At 41.1% G+C, this 17,910-nt stretch carries 19 protein-coding genes; 3 read left to right on the top strand and 16 right to left on the bottom strand.

Annotation, left to right across the window (positions count from 1 at the left end):
* Positions 1–42: 42 nt before the first annotated feature.
* From BET01_RS05305 to BET01_RS05275, 7 genes are all read right to left on the bottom strand, one after another.
* On the bottom strand, positions 43–792 hold the full coding sequence (locus tag BET01_RS05305; protein WP_120195728.1) for a class I SAM-dependent methyltransferase: 750 nt from the start codon (positions 790–792) through the stop codon (positions 43–45).
* 4 nt (positions 793–796) lie between these two features.
* On the bottom strand, positions 797–1,534 hold the full coding sequence (locus tag BET01_RS05300; protein ID WP_158584987.1) for a class I SAM-dependent methyltransferase: 738 nt from the start codon (positions 1,532–1,534) through the stop codon (positions 797–799).
* On the bottom strand, positions 1,521–3,110 hold the full coding sequence (locus tag BET01_RS05295; RefSeq protein ID WP_120195726.1) for an ABC transporter ATP-binding protein: 1,590 nt from the start codon (positions 3,108–3,110) through the stop codon (positions 1,521–1,523). The genes BET01_RS05300 and BET01_RS05295 overlap by 14 nt, the downstream gene beginning before the upstream one ends.
* On the bottom strand, positions 3,103–3,948 hold the full coding sequence (locus BET01_RS05290) for an ABC transporter permease (protein WP_243117125.1): 846 nt from the start codon (positions 3,946–3,948) through the stop codon (positions 3,103–3,105). The genes BET01_RS05295 and BET01_RS05290 overlap by 8 nt, the downstream gene beginning before the upstream one ends.
* Complete coding sequence (gene nikB, locus BET01_RS05285; protein WP_120195725.1) at positions 3,949–4,878, bottom strand: nickel ABC transporter permease; 930 nt, start codon at positions 4,876–4,878, stop codon at positions 3,949–3,951.
* 9 nt (positions 4,879–4,887) lie between these two features.
* On the bottom strand, positions 4,888–6,423 hold the full coding sequence (locus BET01_RS05280) for an ABC transporter substrate-binding protein (RefSeq protein WP_158584986.1): 1,536 nt from the start codon (positions 6,421–6,423) through the stop codon (positions 4,888–4,890).
* A gap of 81 nt (positions 6,424–6,504) precedes the next feature.
* Entirely contained in the window at positions 6,505–6,846 is a 342-nt protein-coding gene (locus BET01_RS05275) for a metal-sensing transcriptional repressor (protein ID WP_120195723.1), read from the bottom strand.
* A 156-nt stretch (positions 6,847–7,002) separates the two neighbouring features.
* Here BET01_RS05275 and BET01_RS05270 point away from each other — a divergent pair, with 156 nt between their 5' ends.
* Together BET01_RS05270 and BET01_RS05265 are read left to right on the top strand one after the other, a co-directional pair.
* Positions 7,003–7,548, top strand: a complete 546-nt coding sequence (locus BET01_RS05270; protein WP_120195722.1) for a GNAT family N-acetyltransferase — start codon at positions 7,003–7,005, stop codon at positions 7,546–7,548.
* A gap of 194 nt (positions 7,549–7,742) precedes the next feature.
* The gene (locus BET01_RS05265; protein WP_120195721.1) at positions 7,743–8,120 is read left to right on the top strand and encodes an HsmA family protein; all 378 of its coding nucleotides are present in this window, start codon (positions 7,743–7,745) and stop codon (positions 8,118–8,120) included.
* A gap of 167 nt (positions 8,121–8,287) precedes the next feature.
* Here BET01_RS05265 and BET01_RS05260 read toward each other — a convergent pair whose 3' ends face one another.
* Both BET01_RS05260 and BET01_RS05255 read right to left on the bottom strand, forming a co-directional pair.
* Complete coding sequence (locus tag BET01_RS05260) at positions 8,288–8,770, bottom strand: P-loop NTPase family protein (RefSeq protein WP_120195720.1); 483 nt, start codon at positions 8,768–8,770, stop codon at positions 8,288–8,290.
* Between the two features lie 165 nt (positions 8,771–8,935).
* On the bottom strand, positions 8,936–9,961 hold the full coding sequence (locus BET01_RS05255) for an IS1595 family transposase (protein ID WP_120195719.1): 1,026 nt from the start codon (positions 9,959–9,961) through the stop codon (positions 8,936–8,938).
* A gap of 336 nt (positions 9,962–10,297) precedes the next feature.
* Here BET01_RS05255 and BET01_RS05250 point away from each other — a divergent pair, with 336 nt between their 5' ends.
* Entirely contained in the window at positions 10,298–10,843 is a 546-nt protein-coding gene (locus BET01_RS05250; protein WP_120195718.1) for a DUF1697 domain-containing protein, read from the top strand.
* A 148-nt stretch (positions 10,844–10,991) separates the two neighbouring features.
* Here the strand turns inward: BET01_RS05250 and BET01_RS05245 are convergent, their stop codons facing one another.
* Genes BET01_RS05245 through BET01_RS05215 form a run of 7 tightly spaced genes read right to left on the bottom strand, consistent with a single transcriptional unit; the run spans position 10,992 to position 17,904 of the window.
* Entirely contained in the window at positions 10,992–11,609 is a 618-nt protein-coding gene (locus BET01_RS05245; RefSeq protein ID WP_120195717.1) for a dihydroxyacetone kinase family protein, read from the bottom strand.
* A gap of 38 nt (positions 11,610–11,647) precedes the next feature.
* Positions 11,648–12,661 carry a dihydroxyacetone kinase subunit DhaK gene (locus BET01_RS05240; RefSeq protein ID WP_120195716.1) on the bottom strand — a complete coding sequence of 338 codons (1,014 nt, stop codon included), beginning with the start codon at positions 12,659–12,661 and terminating at the stop codon, positions 11,648–11,650.
* Between the two features lie 24 nt (positions 12,662–12,685).
* On the bottom strand, positions 12,686–13,855 hold the full coding sequence (locus tag BET01_RS05235; protein WP_120195715.1) for an iron-containing alcohol dehydrogenase: 1,170 nt from the start codon (positions 13,853–13,855) through the stop codon (positions 12,686–12,688).
* 12 nt (positions 13,856–13,867) lie between these two features.
* A complete protein-coding gene (locus BET01_RS05230) occupies positions 13,868–14,593 on the bottom strand; it encodes a CoA-transferase subunit beta (RefSeq protein WP_120195714.1) in 726 nt (241 codons plus the stop codon).
* On the bottom strand, positions 14,590–15,417 hold the full coding sequence (locus tag BET01_RS05225; RefSeq protein WP_120195713.1) for a CoA transferase subunit A: 828 nt from the start codon (positions 15,415–15,417) through the stop codon (positions 14,590–14,592). Before BET01_RS05225 ends, BET01_RS05230 begins: the two co-directional genes overlap by 4 nt.
* A gap of 20 nt (positions 15,418–15,437) precedes the next feature.
* On the bottom strand, positions 15,438–16,772 hold the full coding sequence (locus tag BET01_RS05220; RefSeq protein ID WP_120195712.1) for a CoA-disulfide reductase: 1,335 nt from the start codon (positions 16,770–16,772) through the stop codon (positions 15,438–15,440).
* A 13-nt stretch (positions 16,773–16,785) separates the two neighbouring features.
* A complete protein-coding gene (locus BET01_RS05215) occupies positions 16,786–17,904 on the bottom strand; it encodes an ABC transporter substrate-binding protein (protein WP_120195711.1) in 1,119 nt (372 codons plus the stop codon).
* Between the last annotated feature and the right edge of the window lie 6 nt (positions 17,905–17,910).

Below are 17,910 nucleotides of genomic sequence, written 5' to 3'. Positions count from 1 at the left end.
GTGCTTTTGGGCAATTGATTTTTATTGGAGATTAAGAGAAACTTATTTTACTGCTAATATAGAAAACATGGGAGTGGAACCATAGTTAACCTTCTCTTCTTCTGACCACACACGTTTCCATATACTAAGGTCTGCTTCCACCTTAGTTAGAGAAAGTTTTTTCAACACGTCCATATCCCACTGGGGCCTAAATCTGCGGCTTAGTGGCAGCTTTCTAGCAATCGCTTCCATAGCATCTATATCCGTACACGTGTAATGATCCTCAAGACAATTATCTTCTACACGTTTTCGGTCCAGTTCATACCCTTTTCTTTTTTCATCATCATATAAATACTGATACCAATTTGCATCGAAATTCAATAGAATTCCGCCTTTTTTTAAGATTCGAAGCCATTCCTCATAAGCCTTCTCAGGCGATCTTAAATTCCAGGTTAAGTTTCTGCTGACAACTGCATCGAAGGTTTCTGACTCAAGTCCTGTCTGCTCTGCATTCGAAAGCACCCAGGTGATCTCATCCTTTAAGTCTCCTGCATTTAACTTGGCTTGTTCTATCATGGATTCCGTACAATCCACTGCCGTAACTTGAAATCCGGCTTCTGCCAAAATGATGGCAAAAAAACCTGGTCCTGTTCCCATATCGAGAATTTTAATATGTTTTCGCTCCCCTGGGAAATGTGGGATAATTGCGGCCAGCCATTTTTCTTTTTGTTCAGAAGATAATTCCTTTTCATTTACCTTGGAATAACCACTGGTCCGGTTTGTCCAGTATGTTTTATTCTCCTCAAATAACATAATCTCATCCCCCCGCTTTTTCTACTGCGATGAGAAAGGTAGGGGTTTTCTCCCCATTATTCTCTCTTAAAATTCTAGCACCAGCCTCCTGGTCACAGCTTATTTTGCAATTGACCATAGACTGTAATACATTAAGATCCCAATTAGGCCTTTTGTTCTGACTGATTTCCATGGACTTTGTAATCTGATTCGACTCTAGAAGGAGCTCCTTTGTCATCCCGATATGACAACCGGATCCAACCCAGTCTTCCTCTTGTTCTGGTTCACTGTTTAAAACATCCTGACCGTAATCTGCATCAAAATTTAAAAGGATTCCGCCCTTTTTAAGAACTCTTATCCATTCCTTATATGCTTTTTCAGGCTCTGGCAAGGTCCATGTCAGATTCCTAGATATTACCACATCAAAAGCCTCATCTGGAAATACCAGATTTTGGGCATCCATCACTTCAAAACTTATGGTCAGACTTAGATCCTTAGATAAGCGTTTGGCTTCTTCTATCATGGCTGGTGTAATATCAACGCCCCATACCTTATGACCTTCCATGGATAACAGCACCGCAAAAAATCCTGCACCAGTTCCTACATCAAGAATCTTTAAAGGCTTATTATCTGGCAAATACTTCCTAATTTCAGTCAGCCAGCGTTTACTGACTTCTTCTTCTAATTCTCTCCTTCGCACGGAAGAAAAATCATGAGACCGCAAGGTCCAATATCGTTTTACCCGTTCTTCAATCTGTTCCAATGTATAAGCTCCCATCTATTCTTGCCGTCTTCAGCAATTTTTTTGTGTAATCCTGACTTGGATTCTTTATGATGTCTCTTGTCGCTGCAGCCTCCACACATTCCCCATTCCAAAGCACCATGATGGTATCGCAAAAGCTGCTTACCAGTAAAAGGTCATGGGAAACGAAAATAACGGACATTCCTGTTTCTTTCACTAGCTTTTTTAATAGATCTATGATTTCTTTTTGCACCGATACGTCAAGGGCACTTGTGATTTCGTCGCACAAGAGCAGTTTCGGGCTTATGGATATGGCTCTGGCAATGGCGGCTCTTTGACACTGGCCTCCGCTTAACTCCCATGGATACCGATCCGCAAGATCTGGGCTTAAGTCAACCCGCTTCATGAGTTCATTGATTCTTTCATTTCTTTCTGCTCTGCTTTTTAAATCACAAAGGTTTTTTAAAGTTTTATCCATGGCTTTGCGAATGTGATGCCTTGGATTAAAGGATTCTGCTGCATGTTGAAAAACCATTTGTACGTTACAATAATCGTCCCTTTTTCTTCTTTTTTCCATGATCCGATTTTTAAAAATCACCGATCCATCAGTTGGAGAACAAAGCCCCGCAATCATGTTTAAAAGTGTACTTTTTCCACTTCCGCTTTCCCCTACAACCCCAAGGATCTCTCCTGTTTTTACTTCCATACCAACCTTTGCAAGGGCCAAAAAGGGACTATTCTTTCTTTTGTATTCCTTACTTACCTCTTCTAGCTTCAGGATACAATCCGAAATGTTCTCTTCCTCTATCCGTTCCGGAATGCCTAATTTAGGTACCGCGTCTAATAAGGTTTTGGTAAAAGAGTGTTCCGGAGATCCAAACACCTTATGAACCGTCCCCCACTCTACTAAGCTTCCCTGATTTATGACGCCCACCTTATCTGCCACTCCAGAGAGAAGGCCCATGTTGTGGGTCACCAGAATAATAGAGGTATTGGTAAGTTCCCGGATTCGTTGAAGTTCTTCCATTACAAGCTTCCCAGAAGCTACGTCAAGTGCACTGGTAGGTTCATCTAAAAGAAGAAGCCGAGGTTTTAACAAGATAGAAAGAGCAATTGCAATTCTTTGATTCATGCCGCCACTCATTTCATAGGGGCAGCTTTCTAAAAGTTCCCTTCCACCTGTAAGATTCATACGTTCAAAGGTTTTAAGAACAAGAGACTCAAAAGTTTCTTTATGATACATGCCATGACTTTTTAACGTCTCTATATACTGGCTTTTGTATGTGCGTATGGGATTAAATGAAGCTTTGGGATTTTGAAAAATCATACCAATTCCTCTACCGCATAGCTCCTCTGCCTTTTTCTTATCCGCATTTGCCAGATTCTGATCTTCAAATAAGATACTGCCAGAGGAGATGATAAGATTGGTGGTTCTTTTGGGAAATAAAGCTTTTAATAGGGTGGTTTTCCCACACCCGCTTTCTCCAACGATCCCTATAATCTCTCCTTTATTTACTTCAAAGGAAAGGTTTGATAATACCTTATGGCTTCCGTACTGAACGGAAAGGTCTTTTACAGACAAAACGGATTCACTCATATCGACCCCTCCCAACACCAAAATAATCCCTGAGAGAATCTCCCAAAAGCTGGAAAACGAAGACGGTAATAAAAAGGGCGGCTCCCGGTGCCATTACAGCCCAAGGCGCCTGCTGCATATAACCAATCGCTTCGCTTATCATGGAACCCCATTCCGCTTCAGGAACAGAAACTCCAATGCCCAGATAGGATAAACCAGCAAAACCTATCATCACTGCCGAAATCTGTAAGGTTGCATTTATAATCAGCTCTCCTGCGATCCCAGGAAAGATGTGTTCTAACATTATTTCTATATTACCACTCCCGCTTAGTCTGGCTGCACTGATGTAGGTCTCTTTTTTCATTGTCATGACCAGTCCTCTGGAAAGCCTTGCGTAAGAGGTCCAGCCCGTAAGTGTAAGTGCAAGAATGGCATTTGTCATATTTCCTCCCAATAGTCCAGCCACTCCAATCGCCAGTACCATCTGAGGAAATGCAAGGAAAATATCACAAATACCCATAATCACTCGGTCTAACAGTCCACCGTAATAACCTGAGATAATACCAAAGGCAGTGCCTGTGGTCAACGATACCGCTACCACCATAAGGGCAGAAAAAACAGAAGTCCTTGTCCCCATAATAACTCTGGAAAAGATGCAGCGGCCCAGCTTATCCGTCCCAAAAGGGAAAGTAAGATTAGGAGGACCCTTCCGGTATAACGCATTGGTGGTATAAGGGTCATTGGTTATCAGATAAGGTGCTAAAAGACTAACAAGCCCTAAAAGAGACACTAGGAACAAGAAAAATATCACCTGTCTTTTCATTCGACTCCGGTTTTCCATGGTCTTATATCTCATCATTTATATCTCCTCCAGTCTGGGATCTAAAAGATGATAGCTGATATCTACAATTAGGTTGATGATCACGTAAATCACTGCCATCACCAATACAAATCCCTGAACCACTGGATAGTCTCTTGCTGTTATGGAATCCATTACCATTTTCCCCATTCCTGGCCACATAAATATATTTTCAATTACCACACTACCACCCAAAAGTGTTCCAATTGACAAACCAAACACGGTGAGAATGGAAATCATAGCATTCCGAAGGATGTGAAAAATCAGGATATATGGCTTTAGCACTCCCCTGGCCTTTGCCCCATCTACATATTCCATCTCCATTTGGTTCAGCACAGAGGCCCGTACTTGCCTAGTCAGCCGGCTGGCTAGAGGCAGCGCCAGGGTTAATGTTGGTAGAAAAAGCCCCTGAACAGTTCCCTTTGCGATTATTGGAAAGACCTTTAAGCGGATGCAAAAAAGGTATATGAGGAGTACGGCTAAAAGGAAACCTGGAACAGCATATCCTGCTAGGCAAAACAATTGAATCATGCGGTCTAAAAAACCAGCCTTCTTAATTCCACCATAAATTCCTAGAGGTAAGGATATCACCAGCGCTAAAAGAAAGGCACTGATAGCCAGAATCCCTGTATACTTCATTGCTTTTACAAGCCTTCCTGCAACCGGCGTACCATCTTTATAGGAATCCCCCAGATCCCCATGGAGAAGGTCAAAGAGCCAGCTTGCATAGCGAAGTGTCCATGGACGGTCAAGACCCATTTCCTTTCTCGTCTCTAATAAAACATCTTTTGTTACTGCGATCCCCTGAGCACTTAACTTCTTTTGCACTGGATCTCCAGGTGCTAGGGAAAGAAGGGCAAAGGTTAAAAAGGTGACTCCAAATAAGACTGGAATAAGCTGTAAAAGTCTACCTGATACATATCGTTTCATATTCATATCCTAGTCCATATCCGTATCTGCACTTAAGAAATAGAAATCAAAAGGATTATTCTCTGCCACACCTTTTACTCCATTTCTAGTGACTGTAATCTTATTAAACAATGCCACATAGCCAAAGGCATCCTCATCTATAGCGGTTTGTATCACCTGATTAGCAAGTTGAGCCCGTTTATTTGTATCGGTTTCAGTCTCCAACTCTTTAATCATTAATTGAACCTGATCATTTTTAAATCCACCACAATTATAAGGGGCCCCGTCTGCCAGGGTGCAGTTTATAAAATAATACGGATCTCCTGCCTTATCTGAAATCATGCAAAACAAACCAATGTCAAAGTCTCCAGTGGCGATATAAGTGCCATCTGGATCCTCCTCACAGGTCAGGACAACATGGATGCCTACCTCTTTTAATTGTTCCTGCATGAGAGCCGCCAGAGTGTCCAGACTCCTTGCGGCATAATAAGCAAGATGAATGGACAATACCTTGCCGTCCTTTTCATAATATCCGTCAGAATTTATGGTATATCCATCCCCTTCTAAAAGGGCTTTGGCTGCCTTAACATCTGGTTTTGCCTTTGTTACCTTTCCATAAGAAGCCGACGGGCCAAAAGGTCCCACGGTTTCAGATACCGTTCCATTTAGATATGCACCGATGGCTTTGGAATCTATCGTTAAGTTGGTGGCTTTCCGAAGAGACGCATTCATTCTATTTTCATTCAATATATAAAACTGCAACCTGGTGGCTGGAATTGTAGTCAGTGTATATGTCTCTGGCTCTTTGCGGTACTGCTCTGCTGCATCAGAGGTCACACTGGTATAAGTGTCAATCTCCCCATTTTGAATGGCCAGGAAAGAGGTACCTGCCTCAGGCATGTAATAAAATACAGCGCCATCAAGCTTAGCCTTTCCATTCCAGTACTGTTCGTTTCTTGCCACCTCAATGGTGCCACCTGGTTCAAAAGAAGATATCACAAATGGACCAGTAGCCACAAGTCCAGTCTTCTTATCCCCACTGTGGTCAAGGTCAGCAATGGCTAGTTCAGGACTTGCTAAGTCATTTATCAGCATAGGGTATATGGTTCCAGTATCAATGGTAAAGGTATATTTATCTACGACAGCATATGTATATTTCGTAAAATTAGAGAATCTAAAATTGATTTCCCCAGCTTCTTTTAAATTGCGGATCACCATATCTGGCGTCACTGGATCCCCGTTGGAAAAGAAAGCTTTTTCATTAAGACGTATGGACCACACAGCTCCGTTTGCACTGGCGCTTTCTGCTAGTAGAGGGGTTACTGTTGACTGGTCATTCATATGAAACAAAGTTTCCGTCACTCCGTAGATGGACGTGTACCAACCCTGATAATCCAGATGGGGGTCTAATGTCTGAAGGGCAAACGATTCAGAGACCCGAATTATTTTCTTATCCGACGCTTGTCCCTTAGGAGCTGTTCCCACTGCAGTGCTGTTATGACAGCCATATAAGGAGGCTGTCATAAAACCGGTCCCCAATAATACAGCCAATATTTTTTTCATCATGTGCTCCCTCTCTCCATACATCGTTCTTCCATTTAGTATAGTAGAAAGGAAGCCTCTACTACAAGCCTCCCTAGGGGATATTTATTTCATAAAACGATCAATAGCATGATTTAAATCGTCAATAGCCTTTCTGTCCCCAGATTCCACCGCATCCACGATACAATTTTCAATATGGTCCTTAATAATAACCTTCCCCGTACTATTAAGTGCAGATATGACTGCGGAAAGCTGAATTAAAACCTCGCTGCAGTCCCTTCCTTCGCTTACCATTCGCTTTACTGATTCTAGATGACCAATGGCACGAGAAAGACGATTTTCCACTACCTTTGTATTCTTATGAGTATGGGCATGTCCATTGTGACTATGGGTAAACTCCGTTCCATCCTCTGATACATGGGTATGATATGTTTTCTCTTCTTCCATAATTTTACCTCACTCCTGTTCTCCCTCTATTGTACTAAAAATTACCATTTTTCTCAATAACAGATAACAGGAACTTCTTGCGACCATATTTCCTTTGTGCTATACTGTTTTTTCGCTAAATTCATTTCATAAAATTAAGAAGTGGAGGTAATTTCAATGAAAATTACTTATGAAACAGAACGGCTGATTCTTCGTACTTCTGATATTTCTTTAACAGATATGGTCCTTGATTACCATGTGAGAAATCAGGCATTTTTAAAAGAGTGGGAGCCTATTAGAAGTAAGGCATTTTATTCAAGAACCTACCAGGAAGAGGAATTGATGGGGGATTCATGCAACAAGAATGCATTAAGGCTTTGGATATCTAAGAAAGAGAATCCGGAAAGAATCATTGGTTGCATAGGTTTTACAAATATAATCAAGGGTGCCTTTCAGTCCTGCTATTTAGGATATAAGCTGGATGAGGAGGAAATAAACAAGGGTTACATGACAGAGGCATTGCGACAGGGAATCCAGGTTATATGGAAAGACTTTGGCTTACATCGGATTGAAGCAAACATCATGCCCCGAAATAATAGGTCAATCAAAGTGACGGAAAAATTGGGATTTTCAAACGAAGGCCTGTCACCGCGGTATTTGAACATCAACGGCGTTTGGGAAGACCATATTCATATGGTGTTGCTAAATGATCGTATAGTTTAAAAGATGGTTATAAATGAATTGTATGTTTTTTTAATTATGAAAGAAACTACTTAGAACTGGTTGATTATCAAAGATTTATAGAAACGATGAGACTCTTAAATTTGCCTATTTTGAATCTAAATAGATTTTTGTTTGTATTGAAATGAGCTATCATTATCTTCCTAAAAAGGGTAAATCTGAAAGGAGAATCGGCTATGTTACCATATGCTATCATTACAATAAACCTTGCTCTGCTTTTTTACACAATTGGAGTCTGGGCTGAAAAGAAACAGGGTGTTTTAAAAAAATGGCATCTTATTATATTCTGGTTGGGGTTTGCCTTTGATACCATAGGAACTACTCTGATGACAACTCTAGCTCCAGGTAATTTCCGTCTTAATTTCCATGGAATCACTGGCGTTCTGGCCATTGTGCTTATGTTTCTTCATGCAGTATGGGCTACTATAGTGCTGGCAAGTAACCAGGAACAGAGGAAGAAAAACTTTCATAAATTCAGTATTGTAGTCTGGTGTATATGGCTCATTCCCTTTATTTCTGGAATGTTATTTTCCATGGTAGGGACGCCTAAATAAGCGTAATATTACTAAATAAATTACACGATCCATTCTTTTTTATTTGGCTATGTTTTAATATAGTGTTGAAATATAGCCTAATAAAAATTATAGGTGGGATTGTCCACCTTTATTGCTCAATATACGAAGATAGTGAACCAACTTATACTTCACATTATGCTTATTAGTTATAGTTTTGCATTTGAACTTGCTATGGTTGTTAATTTATATTTATACGTACTCAATATTTCTTCAAATTGCTTTCTGTTATTTTCAAAATCATCTGTCCATTTGTACATTAGTCTCAGCATATTAAAGTCTGACTTATAATGGCAAGGTTCAATATGTAATTGTTGTTTAATAAATCGGGTTAGTATTCTACATTTCCGTAACCACAATGGAGTGTCAAGAAAGATAATTTTATCTGCCATTTCAAGTAAACAATGGCATGATGAGCGTAATGTCCCCTCAATAATCCAATCACCAAGTTCGTCAATGCGTTTAATTTCTTGCACCTGTTCTTCTGGAGTTCGTTTGTAACTTCCATTTTCAGTCTTTACATGAACAATACAATCCAGTTCATAATGAGGGATGTTCATTTCTTTTGATAGTTTTTTTGCGAGAGTGGTCTTACCACTTGCAACAATACCAACAATGTATATTTTACTCATTTCTCCATCTCCAGTGTATAATAATGCACTACCTGCTAATAATCTAAATACCAAAAAGCGTACATTATATAAATAATCTTCAGTTCGCTTTAATTTACCATTGTTCATTAGATTATAGTTTTTAATAACATTTATTATAACATAATTTACAAAATATCACACATGCTATACATACATTGGCTCTCTATTTTTCAAATCTTTAATTTTGATATATGAATGGGTTACATTGCTTTGAACCATAAAGTTCTTAGCCTTTATTATCTCTTTATCTGTATCAAATATTTGAAGCCATTTGAACCACTTAATATAATTACTTATATATTTTGTTGCAATACCATTAAACCTATTCATCCATTTCTTTAAATTGCTATGGAAAGCATTGATATGTTGAATATGATATAATCCTTCTTTATGTTTTCCTCTTTTTATACGTTTATGTTCTAATGATAAATCATTTGCAAATTGAATATAACTTTTATGACTATCAGTACAAAGTATAGAACCACTTGCCATATGTCCATCATATAATGTTTCTAATTCATTAGATGTAATTCTACCTTTACATGCTAATTCCATAATTAAATTACCTTGCCTATCAATAGCAGTAGCAATGTAAACTTGTTCCTTGGAGATACCCCTTTTCTTAACTTGTTTACCTCTTTTACGAGAGTGTCTTGGCATGTTAGAAGGTTTTGTACCTTTAAAACTTTCTGCAAAGAATACTTCAACCGCTTCAACAACACCATCAACGTATCCTTTACCTAAAAATGTGCTTATGCAATCGAGAATTTTATGTCTCCAAAAGAAACTTGTTGCTATGTTAATTTCTACAATTTTAGCACTTTTCCTAATAGAGTAGCCATTAATCATGCACTTAGCGTATTTAAGCCACTTATCCAATGTTTTGTTACTTTTATAGGTCGCAGAATTAGTAAAATCCGTAAAAGTTTTCTTACAAGATTTGCAGATATATCTTTGTTTACCATTATACTTTCCGTTTCTCGATATAGTTTCAGAGCCACAAAGAGGGCATACTTTTCCCTTAGAAAATCTAAATTCTTTAACTTCTTGTTCTACTTGACTTGTTTGTGACCCTAAGACAAGAATTTCTTCTAAAGTTGATAGTATCTGTTCTTTCTGATGTAATGGTAACTTTTCAATATCATTTAATATAGACTTTACATTTGGCATAATTCTACCTCCTAAACACTATTCTATCTATATTACAACCTATTTTTCTATTAAATATCCATTTTCAACATTGATTTAAAACATAGCCTTTTATTTAAATGATATTTATTATTAAAATATAAAATAGTATGAAAACGAGTTGTCATCATAAATTCTAGACTTATCACACTTTATCAAATACGGAACTACCCAATTTACTACTCATGAATGGGCTTTGATACGGTGAATAATCCTTCAGAAGTAAAGAAACGAAGCAGTGTTCAAAAAACCAAATCAGATTGTTATACCTATGTGATATACTATTAATAATATTAAATATGAAAGAAGGTATCACATTTGGAAAAGTACATTGCACTTTTAAGAGGTGTAAACATCGGAGGCAAAAACAAAATATCAATGCCAGAATTGAAACTGGCTTTTGAAGAAATCGGGTTTTTAGATGTTATTACTTATATCAATAGCGGAAATGTCATTTTCTCCAGTAGTACGCAAGATAAAAGTGAAATGATAAGAAAAAGCGAATCTATAATCGAGGATAAATTTAAAATAAGTATACCTGTAACAGTTATATCCTCAAAAGAGTTATCAAATGTATTGAAAAATGCACCAGGGTGGTGGAATACAGATAATAAGGAAATATATGACAATGCAATTTTCGTAATTTCTCCCACTAGCGTAGACGAAGTATTTGCAGCAGTTGGCGATGCGAAGCCTGAATATGAAAAGGTTGGTAGCCATGGCAATGTGATTTTTTGGTCTGCTTCTTTGAAGACTTATAATAAAACTAGATGGTCAAAAATAGCTAGTTCATCAGTCAATAATAACGTTACAATTAGGACTGCAAATACTACAAGGAAACTTTTAGAACTTGCAAAAAAATAAGGCTATATACTATGAGCTGTGTCTAAATAAATCAAATCATTGTAAAAGATTTATTTTATACGTTTATTGTTACAAAAAGAGCAGAGCACCTTTTTATGTGCTCTACTCTTAGTAAAAAACAGTCTATCATTGGGTGATTAACTTCGTTTTAACAGTCCGCTGCTGCTTTCATAATCAAAGCCGCTACCGCAGCACCTGGATCCTTTAAAGCACGGGATGCCTCACCTCTGGTCGCTGCTCTGCCATGAACTGCGATCATGGTCGTAGTATACTCAAATCCTTCATTGGCTTTCAAAGCCGCTTCTTTTAATGCTTCTCTAAGACTTTGGCCTGACTCCAACTTCTCTCCTAGTGCCTGAACTCCTGGATGAAATCCATCTAAAAAGGTTTTATCTCCTGGTTTCGCCTTGCCAAGATCTGCTACGCCTTCCTCATATGCTTCAAACATGAGGCAGACCTCATGCTCAGTCAGTTCTGTTTTACCTTTTAATGTCTTCCCGGCACGCATAAGTCCTGCAGCCATTAAAGTGCCCATAGTGGAGGGAACCTTGTTTCCCATGGTTTTACCTGCCATGTAAAGCAGCTTTCCAAGATCCAGTTCAGTTCCATCGGATACCGTATTGTAAGCCGCTAAAAAACCGTCGGACATGGTAAGTCCTAAATCACTATCCCCCACCACTCGGTCCAGTTCAATTAAGTAATTTCGATTTTCTTCCATAATCTTACTGATTCTGTAAAGCATGGCGATCAATTCCTGCTGGTTCATATCATACTCCAATCTGCTGAAGTTCACAGCATATTATTTTATACATTCCCCTGTTTGAAAAATGGTGTATCCGCAGGTGCATCTAAGTAACCTTTCAGTTCCTCATCCAGTTTCAAAAGAGAGATAGATAAACCAGCCATCTCAATGGAGGTTACATATTCGCCTACATAATAACGGTAGACCTCAATCCCCCTTTCCTTAAGAATCTGATGCACTCTTCTAGCAACAATATACTGTTCATCAAGCGGTGTAGCTCCTAGTCCATTGACTAAAACGGCTGCTTCCTCTCCTGACTCATAAGGAATATCCTTTAGAATTTTTTCCAGCATTTCTGTGGTTATTTCATCAGCTGATTCCAGTTTTCCACGTCGTATTCCAGGCTCACCATGAATGCCCATACCGATTTCCATTTCATCTTCTGCTATCTCGAATCCAGGATATCCTACTCTTGGTACGGTGCAGGGGGTAAGGGCTACTCCCATAGTCCTTACATTAGAAGCTGCCTTTTCTGCAATCCGCTTTACTTCGGAAAGTTCTTTTCCGGCTGTTGCTGCCCCACCGGCACATTTATACACGAAAAAGATACCGGCAACTCCTCTTCTCGTATTTTTCTCTCCTGGTGCTGCCTGCGGAGATGCTACATCCTCCCCAGCGACCACTTGCTCCACCTTGATTCCCTCTTCCATATCAGCCATCTCTGCGGCCATCTCAAAATTAAAGATATCCCCATTGTAATTTCCATATATGTAAAGGACTCCGGCCCCGGTATCAATCCTCTTTGTTACTTCAAGCATCTGTTCTGCACTTGGTGACTGGAACACATCTCCCACAGAACAACCATCCAGCATTCCTTTACCCACATAGCCTAAAAACAAAGGCAGATGCCCAGATCCGCCGCCTGTGGCAATTCCCACTTTTCCCTCCACAATCTTTGAGGTGACCAGGCAGCGCAAATTTTCTCCTGCATGGGTAACATAATCTGGGTGAGCCAGATAGATTCCTTCCAGCATTTCATTGACATAGTTTTCCGGTGCATTCATTATTTTTTTCATTGTAACGTCCTCTCCATCTCATGATCAAACGCCATAATAGGCTTTTTTATATACCTCAGCTACTTCTTTTACCGTAGGTTTTACAGGATTGTCTTCCATACACGCATCAAGCATTGCCCCTTTTGCCAGGTCATAAAAAGAATCCGGATCTACCGAAAGCTTCCTCAAGCATTCTGTCAGCCCAATTTCTTTTGACAACCGTCTGATTAAGGCTACGGATTCTCTGACCGCATCTTCTCCTGTCATGGTTTCTGCTCCAGATATCCCAAGGCCCTTTGCCACCTTTTGATACTGCCTGGCGCCCGCTTCACAACTTCCATTGAATTCGATGACAAAGGGCAGTAAAACTGCATTGCAAATTCCATGGGGCAGATTGAAACGTCCACCCAGGGAATGAGCCATGGCATGAACCATTCCAAGACCGGCGTTAGAAAATGCCATACCCGCGCTGTATTGTGCGTAAGCCATCATCTCTCTTGCCGTTTCGTTTCTGCCGTCTCTTACTGCCTCAGGAAGATATGTTCCAATTACCTCCATTGCCCATAGCGCATCTTTATCCGTAATGGGATTCGCCCTTTTTGATACTGCCGCCTCAATGGCATGAGTCATGGCATCCATACCAGTGGAAGCTGTCAGCCCTTTTGGCATACTCATCATAAAGTCAATATCATTGATTGCAATGCTCACCATACAATTGGGATCCACCATACACATCTTTAAGTGCTTATCCGGGTTCGTTACGATGTAAAAGGAGGTCACCTCTGACCCGGTTCCTGCTGTTGTATTAACTGCCACAATGGGAAGTCCAGGCTTTTCGGACCGATTCACTCCCTCATATTCCTCAATTCTGCCGCCATTTGTCACCATTATGCTCACCGCTTTTGCGGTATCAATGGCCGACCCACCGCCTACTGCCACCAAAAGATCTACTTCCAGAGCTTTTGCTGCCTCTAAGCATTCATTGACTACATCCACTGCTGGATTTGGCTGAACCAGATAATAGATTGCATACTCCATTCCTGCTTCTAGAAGATAAGAACCAACCTTATCCCCTGCCCCATTTTCAAACAGAAATGAATCTGTAACAATAAGACCTCGTTTAAATCCCCTTTTTCTAAGCTCTTTTGGCAAAAGTTCAATGGAGCCCTTGCCAAAGAAACTGGTTGATACTGCATTTACCCTAAAAAGCCCCATTATTAGTTCTCCCTAGAATTCTATATTTCTGTAATTACCAGGATCTATGCGTCCCAGTGCAGAAAGTTCTTCCTTGGTGGGAAGAGGTGTGTACGCAATCCTGGAATATTTAATTGGAAATCCGGTGTTTTCCCTTACTTCTTCTAAGCTGGAGGTCTCATGAATGGTATCCAGCACCATTTCTCCGTTTTCCATCTTAAAGATGCACAGAGGCGTAACAATTTTATCCACATTCCCTCTGGTCGTAATAAAATCCACCTGATTTACAAAGGTACGTTGATCATGCTTTGTTCTCCAGATGATAGCCCGCTTTGCTGTTGGGATCAAAACTGCACTTCCCGCTCCCCCCGGTAGCCTGACTTTTGGTTTCTTGTAATCTCCTATGACAGACGCATTCACATTGCCCCAGACGTCAAACTGGACGCCGCTAAGGAATGCAACATCAAGGCCGCCTCTCATGGATAAGTCAAAAACTTCCATGAGGGGAAAATAGGATTTTGAGCCTTCTAATAATTCAGGGCCTGCACTGGTGTATTTCTGGAGTTTTCTAAGGACGGGATCCACTCCTCCCGGGATATTTAAATGTACGGCTTTTGGGGCATGCATCGCCTTGGCAAGCAGCACAGCGACCATAGGCATGTGAGACGATACTCCATGAAATACGTTATCACCATCTCGAATCATGCGTGCCATGGCACAGACCATGGTATCACAAACCCTGTTCTTGCTTTCCATCATAAACTGCCTCCATATCCTTTGTGATCTCCATATTCCAAAGACAACAGATGACCCCCAAGCGCTTCCCTATCTTTAAGGGCCTTAAATCCAATTATTCCCTTTCTGTCAATATCATAGCATCCAAAACAGGAACAGGGCGCTGCACCTCTTGGCGCCCGTACAACAGCCTCTACCAGAAAATTGGGAATGTCTGCCTTTTTCATTCCACTTGAAAATAAGGATCCTGGAACAATCTTCTCAGCCGTAAGAATCACTTTCCTGGCAGCTCTTGAAAATAAGACATCCTCAAACAATGGGCCTGTGATTCTTGCGTTTCCTTCTTCATCTGCTTCTTGTACATGAATGACTGCCACATCCGGGCAAATGGCTTTAACGACTGTAACCATCTCATTGGTAAATGGATTCTGAATCCGCAAGAAGTAGTCATTTACCCCTATAAGATCACTGACCACAAGGCCTTTTACTGGCATAAACCCAACACCATAACTGGCTGCCCGAAGAGCAGAGATAACGGTATAGCAGGCATGTTCATTTCCCATTATTTCCCCAGACTCTACTGCTTTTCTATAATGTACGGCCAAGGAAAACTCACTTTCATAGCTGATAAATCCTGCATCTACACTAGATACACAGCCTCCAAAGCAAAGCATATCCACATCCATTGCCCCGGCAGTCTTAACCAGTTTTAAATCCTTTTTGTTCTGTCGTACCAGTTCCCGTACCAATGCCATGGGTGCCCGGTGCAGCACATTACCTCCAAGACCAAGGATGTCTCCGTCATGGATCAATTGTGCAGCTTCCTGCAACGATATCACTTTGCTCATGGCCTGACCTCCCTTTCCCTTTATTTTGCTGCATTGCAGGCAATCTGAATGGCATCCCATACCCCGGCAAAGGGAGGGGCGTATACAAGGTCTGTCATACCAAGCTCTGATGTAGTCATTCTGGCATGAATTGCCACAGCAAACACATCTGCCCGAAGAACTGCACCTTTTTTCCCGCAGGTCTGCGCCCCAAGCAGCCGTTTGGTGCCTTTTTCATAGATCAGCTTAATTGTAATTGGGGTGGGGCCTGGATAGTATGCGGGATGGTCATTGGCTTTTATAACCAGAGTCTTATAATCCACCTTAAGGCGTTTGGCGTCTTCTTCTCCCATGCCGGTACGTCCAAGCTCTAGATCACATACCTTTATGGCTGCTGATCCCATCGCTCCGGAAAATTCCTCATGAGCGCCTGCCAGATTGGTGCCCGCTATCCTGCCACATTTATTTGCCACCGTTCCAAGAGCCTGATAACAGTCTTCTTCTAAGACTTCATGGTAAACAAGGATACAGTCTCCTGCCGCATAAATGTCTTGTATGGAGGTTCTCATTTCACGGTCAACCACCAAGGCTCCATTCTTTCCCATTTTGATTCCAGTACTTTTTAGAAATCCGGTGCAGGGACGGATTCCTACTGCTACCACCACTAGATCCGCCTCATAGACGGCTTTATCTGTTTTCACATGGCTGACATACAGACCGTCTCCCAAAAAGGCTTCCACCCGTTCTCCGGTATGAAGCATGACCCCCTGGTGAATCAGCTCTTCCTGGGCTAAAGCCCCAATCTCCCCATCAAAAGGGGCAAGGACCCTGGACGCTGTTTCAATGATACGGACGTTTTTACCACTATGTAAAAATGCTTCGGCACATTCCACCCCAATATAACCGCCGCCTACAATGACCACATTTTTGACTTTCTGCATCTTACTGAATTCTTTTAAAAAGATACCATCCTCCATGGTTTTCAGTACATGAATCCCCAAAAGGTCTCTTAATGAAAATGGGGGAATAATTGCCTCTGCTCCTGTGGCAATCATAAGCTTATCGTAGGAATCAATGAATTCCCTGCCGCTCTCTAAATCCTTGACCACTACCTGCTTCTTTTCTGGGTCAACAGATCTTACTTCGTGTCGTAAAAAGGTTTTTACCCCCATTGTTTCAAAGGCCTCTCGGCTACGGGCGATCATCTTTCGGTAATCGTCATTAAAACCGCCCACATAATAAGGCAGTCCACATGCCCCATAGGATAGGAATCCACCTTTTTCATAAACCGTAACCTGGATCCCCGCATCCAGTCTACGGATTTTAGATGCAGCACTCATTCCCGCCGCTACTCCTCCAATAATTACAACCTTCATTGTCTCTCCTTGATTACGATATGGAATCTATCTCCCGCCTGGCTGCCTCCAATGCTTGCCTTGCTGTTATTATTCCAGCAAATGCCTCATTGATATTCTCGTATAAAATTCGGTTTTTATCACCACATTTATTAATAGAAGGAAGGGGCCTTGCCACATTCATCATATGCATCTGCACCGGATACCAGGAGCAGTCAGCAGTTCCTTTTTGATAGCTTGATACCCTTAACGGAGCACCGCTTTTCCTTCCGATCAGCCCATCCACAGATGAGGACCGGAGATACCTTAAGAATGCATTGGCGGCCCTTTTTTGCTTACAGCCAGAACTCACAGCAAAGGACCAGGTCACATTCCAGGCGGTGGTAAAGGTAGAAAATCCAAGATCTTCCGGCTCTACACAGCCCTTTTTCATGACCTCCCCAAGCTGTCCGCTCCATGTAACTGCCATGGCAGCCCTTTTTTCTCGTATTACTGATGCAATCTCTTTATTTCCAAAATCCTCTGTACCTGCCAGGGAAAGTTTCTTTAATTCCAGATAAGACTCAAGCCCCGCTATCACATTCTCACTGTCGCAAATAGACCTGCCATCTTCTCCATACACATCACCTCCATACATGCGTAGGAAGGGAAGGGCATCTGTAAATATTTCAGATTTATGAGCCTTCATTGCCACTTTGCTCTTTCCGCTTGCTATTTTAAGTGCTCTGGCTACCTCAAGGTACTCAAGGGGAGTGATTATTGGACCTAGCTCTCTTCCCAGAACCTGATAAAGAAGACTTTTGCGGTATACGATCATATGACCGTCACAAAAGGAGGGAGACAGGTATGGCTTGTTTTGATACTTCATCTCTCTTGTTATCACAGGTAATATATCTTCTTCCTCAAACTCTATTTCCGAAAGATACCCTTGCTTTGCAAAATCCCGAAGCCATAAATGACCAGCTACCATAACAATGTCATATTCTGCCCTTCCGGCAAATACCTCCATCATTTTGGAATAATAATCTGCCCAGGGCACTATATCAAAAACCACGTTTTGTTGGCAGCCATTTAAAATCCCCAATTCCTTATCTTCATACCATATGACTGCCGGATCCTCCACTGCCAGAACCCGCAGTTCCTCCTGAACCATACCGAT

The sequence above is a fragment of the Lacrimispora algidixylanolytica genome (assembly GCF_003609635.1).
GTDB classification, from domain to species: Bacteria; Bacillota; Clostridia; order Lachnospirales; family Lachnospiraceae; genus Lacrimispora; species Lacrimispora algidixylanolytica.
This window is presented reverse-complemented; position numbering and strand designations above follow the sequence as displayed.

Coding starts and splice junctions, on each gene's coding strand:
- BET01_RS05280 (WP_158584986.1), bottom strand. CDS start 6,423: ATGATGAAAAAAATATTGGCTGTATTATTGGGGACCGGTTTTATGACA.
- BET01_RS05265 (WP_120195721.1), top strand. CDS start 7,743: ATGTTACCATATGCTATCATTACAATAAACCTTGCTCTGCTTTTTTAC.
- BET01_RS05235 (WP_120195715.1), bottom strand. CDS start 13,855: ATGGGGCTTTTTAGGGTAAATGCAGTATCAACCAGTTTCTTTGGCAAG.
- BET01_RS05295 (WP_120195726.1), bottom strand. CDS start 3,110: ATGAGTGAATCCGTTTTGTCTGTAAAAGACCTTTCCGTTCAGTACGGA.
- nikB (WP_120195725.1), bottom strand. CDS start 4,878: ATGAAACGATATGTATCAGGTAGACTTTTACAGCTTATTCCAGTCTTA.
- BET01_RS05240 (WP_120195716.1), bottom strand. CDS start 12,661: ATGAAAAAAATAATGAATGCACCGGAAAACTATGTCAATGAAATGCTG.
- BET01_RS05290 (WP_243117125.1), bottom strand. CDS start 3,948: ATGATGAGATATAAGACCATGGAAAACCGGAGTCGAATGAAAAGACAG.
- BET01_RS05270 (WP_120195722.1), top strand. CDS start 7,003: ATGAAAATTACTTATGAAACAGAACGGCTGATTCTTCGTACTTCTGAT.
- BET01_RS05220 (WP_120195712.1), bottom strand. CDS start 16,772: ATGAAGGTTGTAATTATTGGAGGAGTAGCGGCGGGAATGAGTGCTGCA.
- BET01_RS05275 (WP_120195723.1), bottom strand. CDS start 6,846: ATGGAAGAAGAGAAAACATATCATACCCATGTATCAGAGGATGGAACG.
- BET01_RS05225 (WP_120195713.1), bottom strand. CDS start 15,417: ATGAGCAAAGTGATATCGTTGCAGGAAGCTGCACAATTGATCCATGAC.
- BET01_RS05260 (WP_120195720.1), bottom strand. CDS start 8,770: ATGAGTAAAATATACATTGTTGGTATTGTTGCAAGTGGTAAGACCACT.
- BET01_RS05245 (WP_120195717.1), bottom strand. CDS start 11,609: ATGAACCAGCAGGAATTGATCGCCATGCTTTACAGAATCAGTAAGATT.
- BET01_RS05215 (WP_120195711.1), bottom strand. CDS start 17,904: ATGGTTCAGGAGGAACTGCGGGTTCTGGCAGTGGAGGATCCGGCAGTC.
- BET01_RS05255 (WP_120195719.1), bottom strand. CDS start 9,961: ATGCCAAATGTAAAGTCTATATTAAATGATATTGAAAAGTTACCATTA.
- BET01_RS05305 (WP_120195728.1), bottom strand. CDS start 792: ATGTTATTTGAGGAGAATAAAACATACTGGACAAACCGGACCAGTGGT.
- BET01_RS05230 (WP_120195714.1), bottom strand. CDS start 14,593: ATGATGGAAAGCAAGAACAGGGTTTGTGATACCATGGTCTGTGCCATG.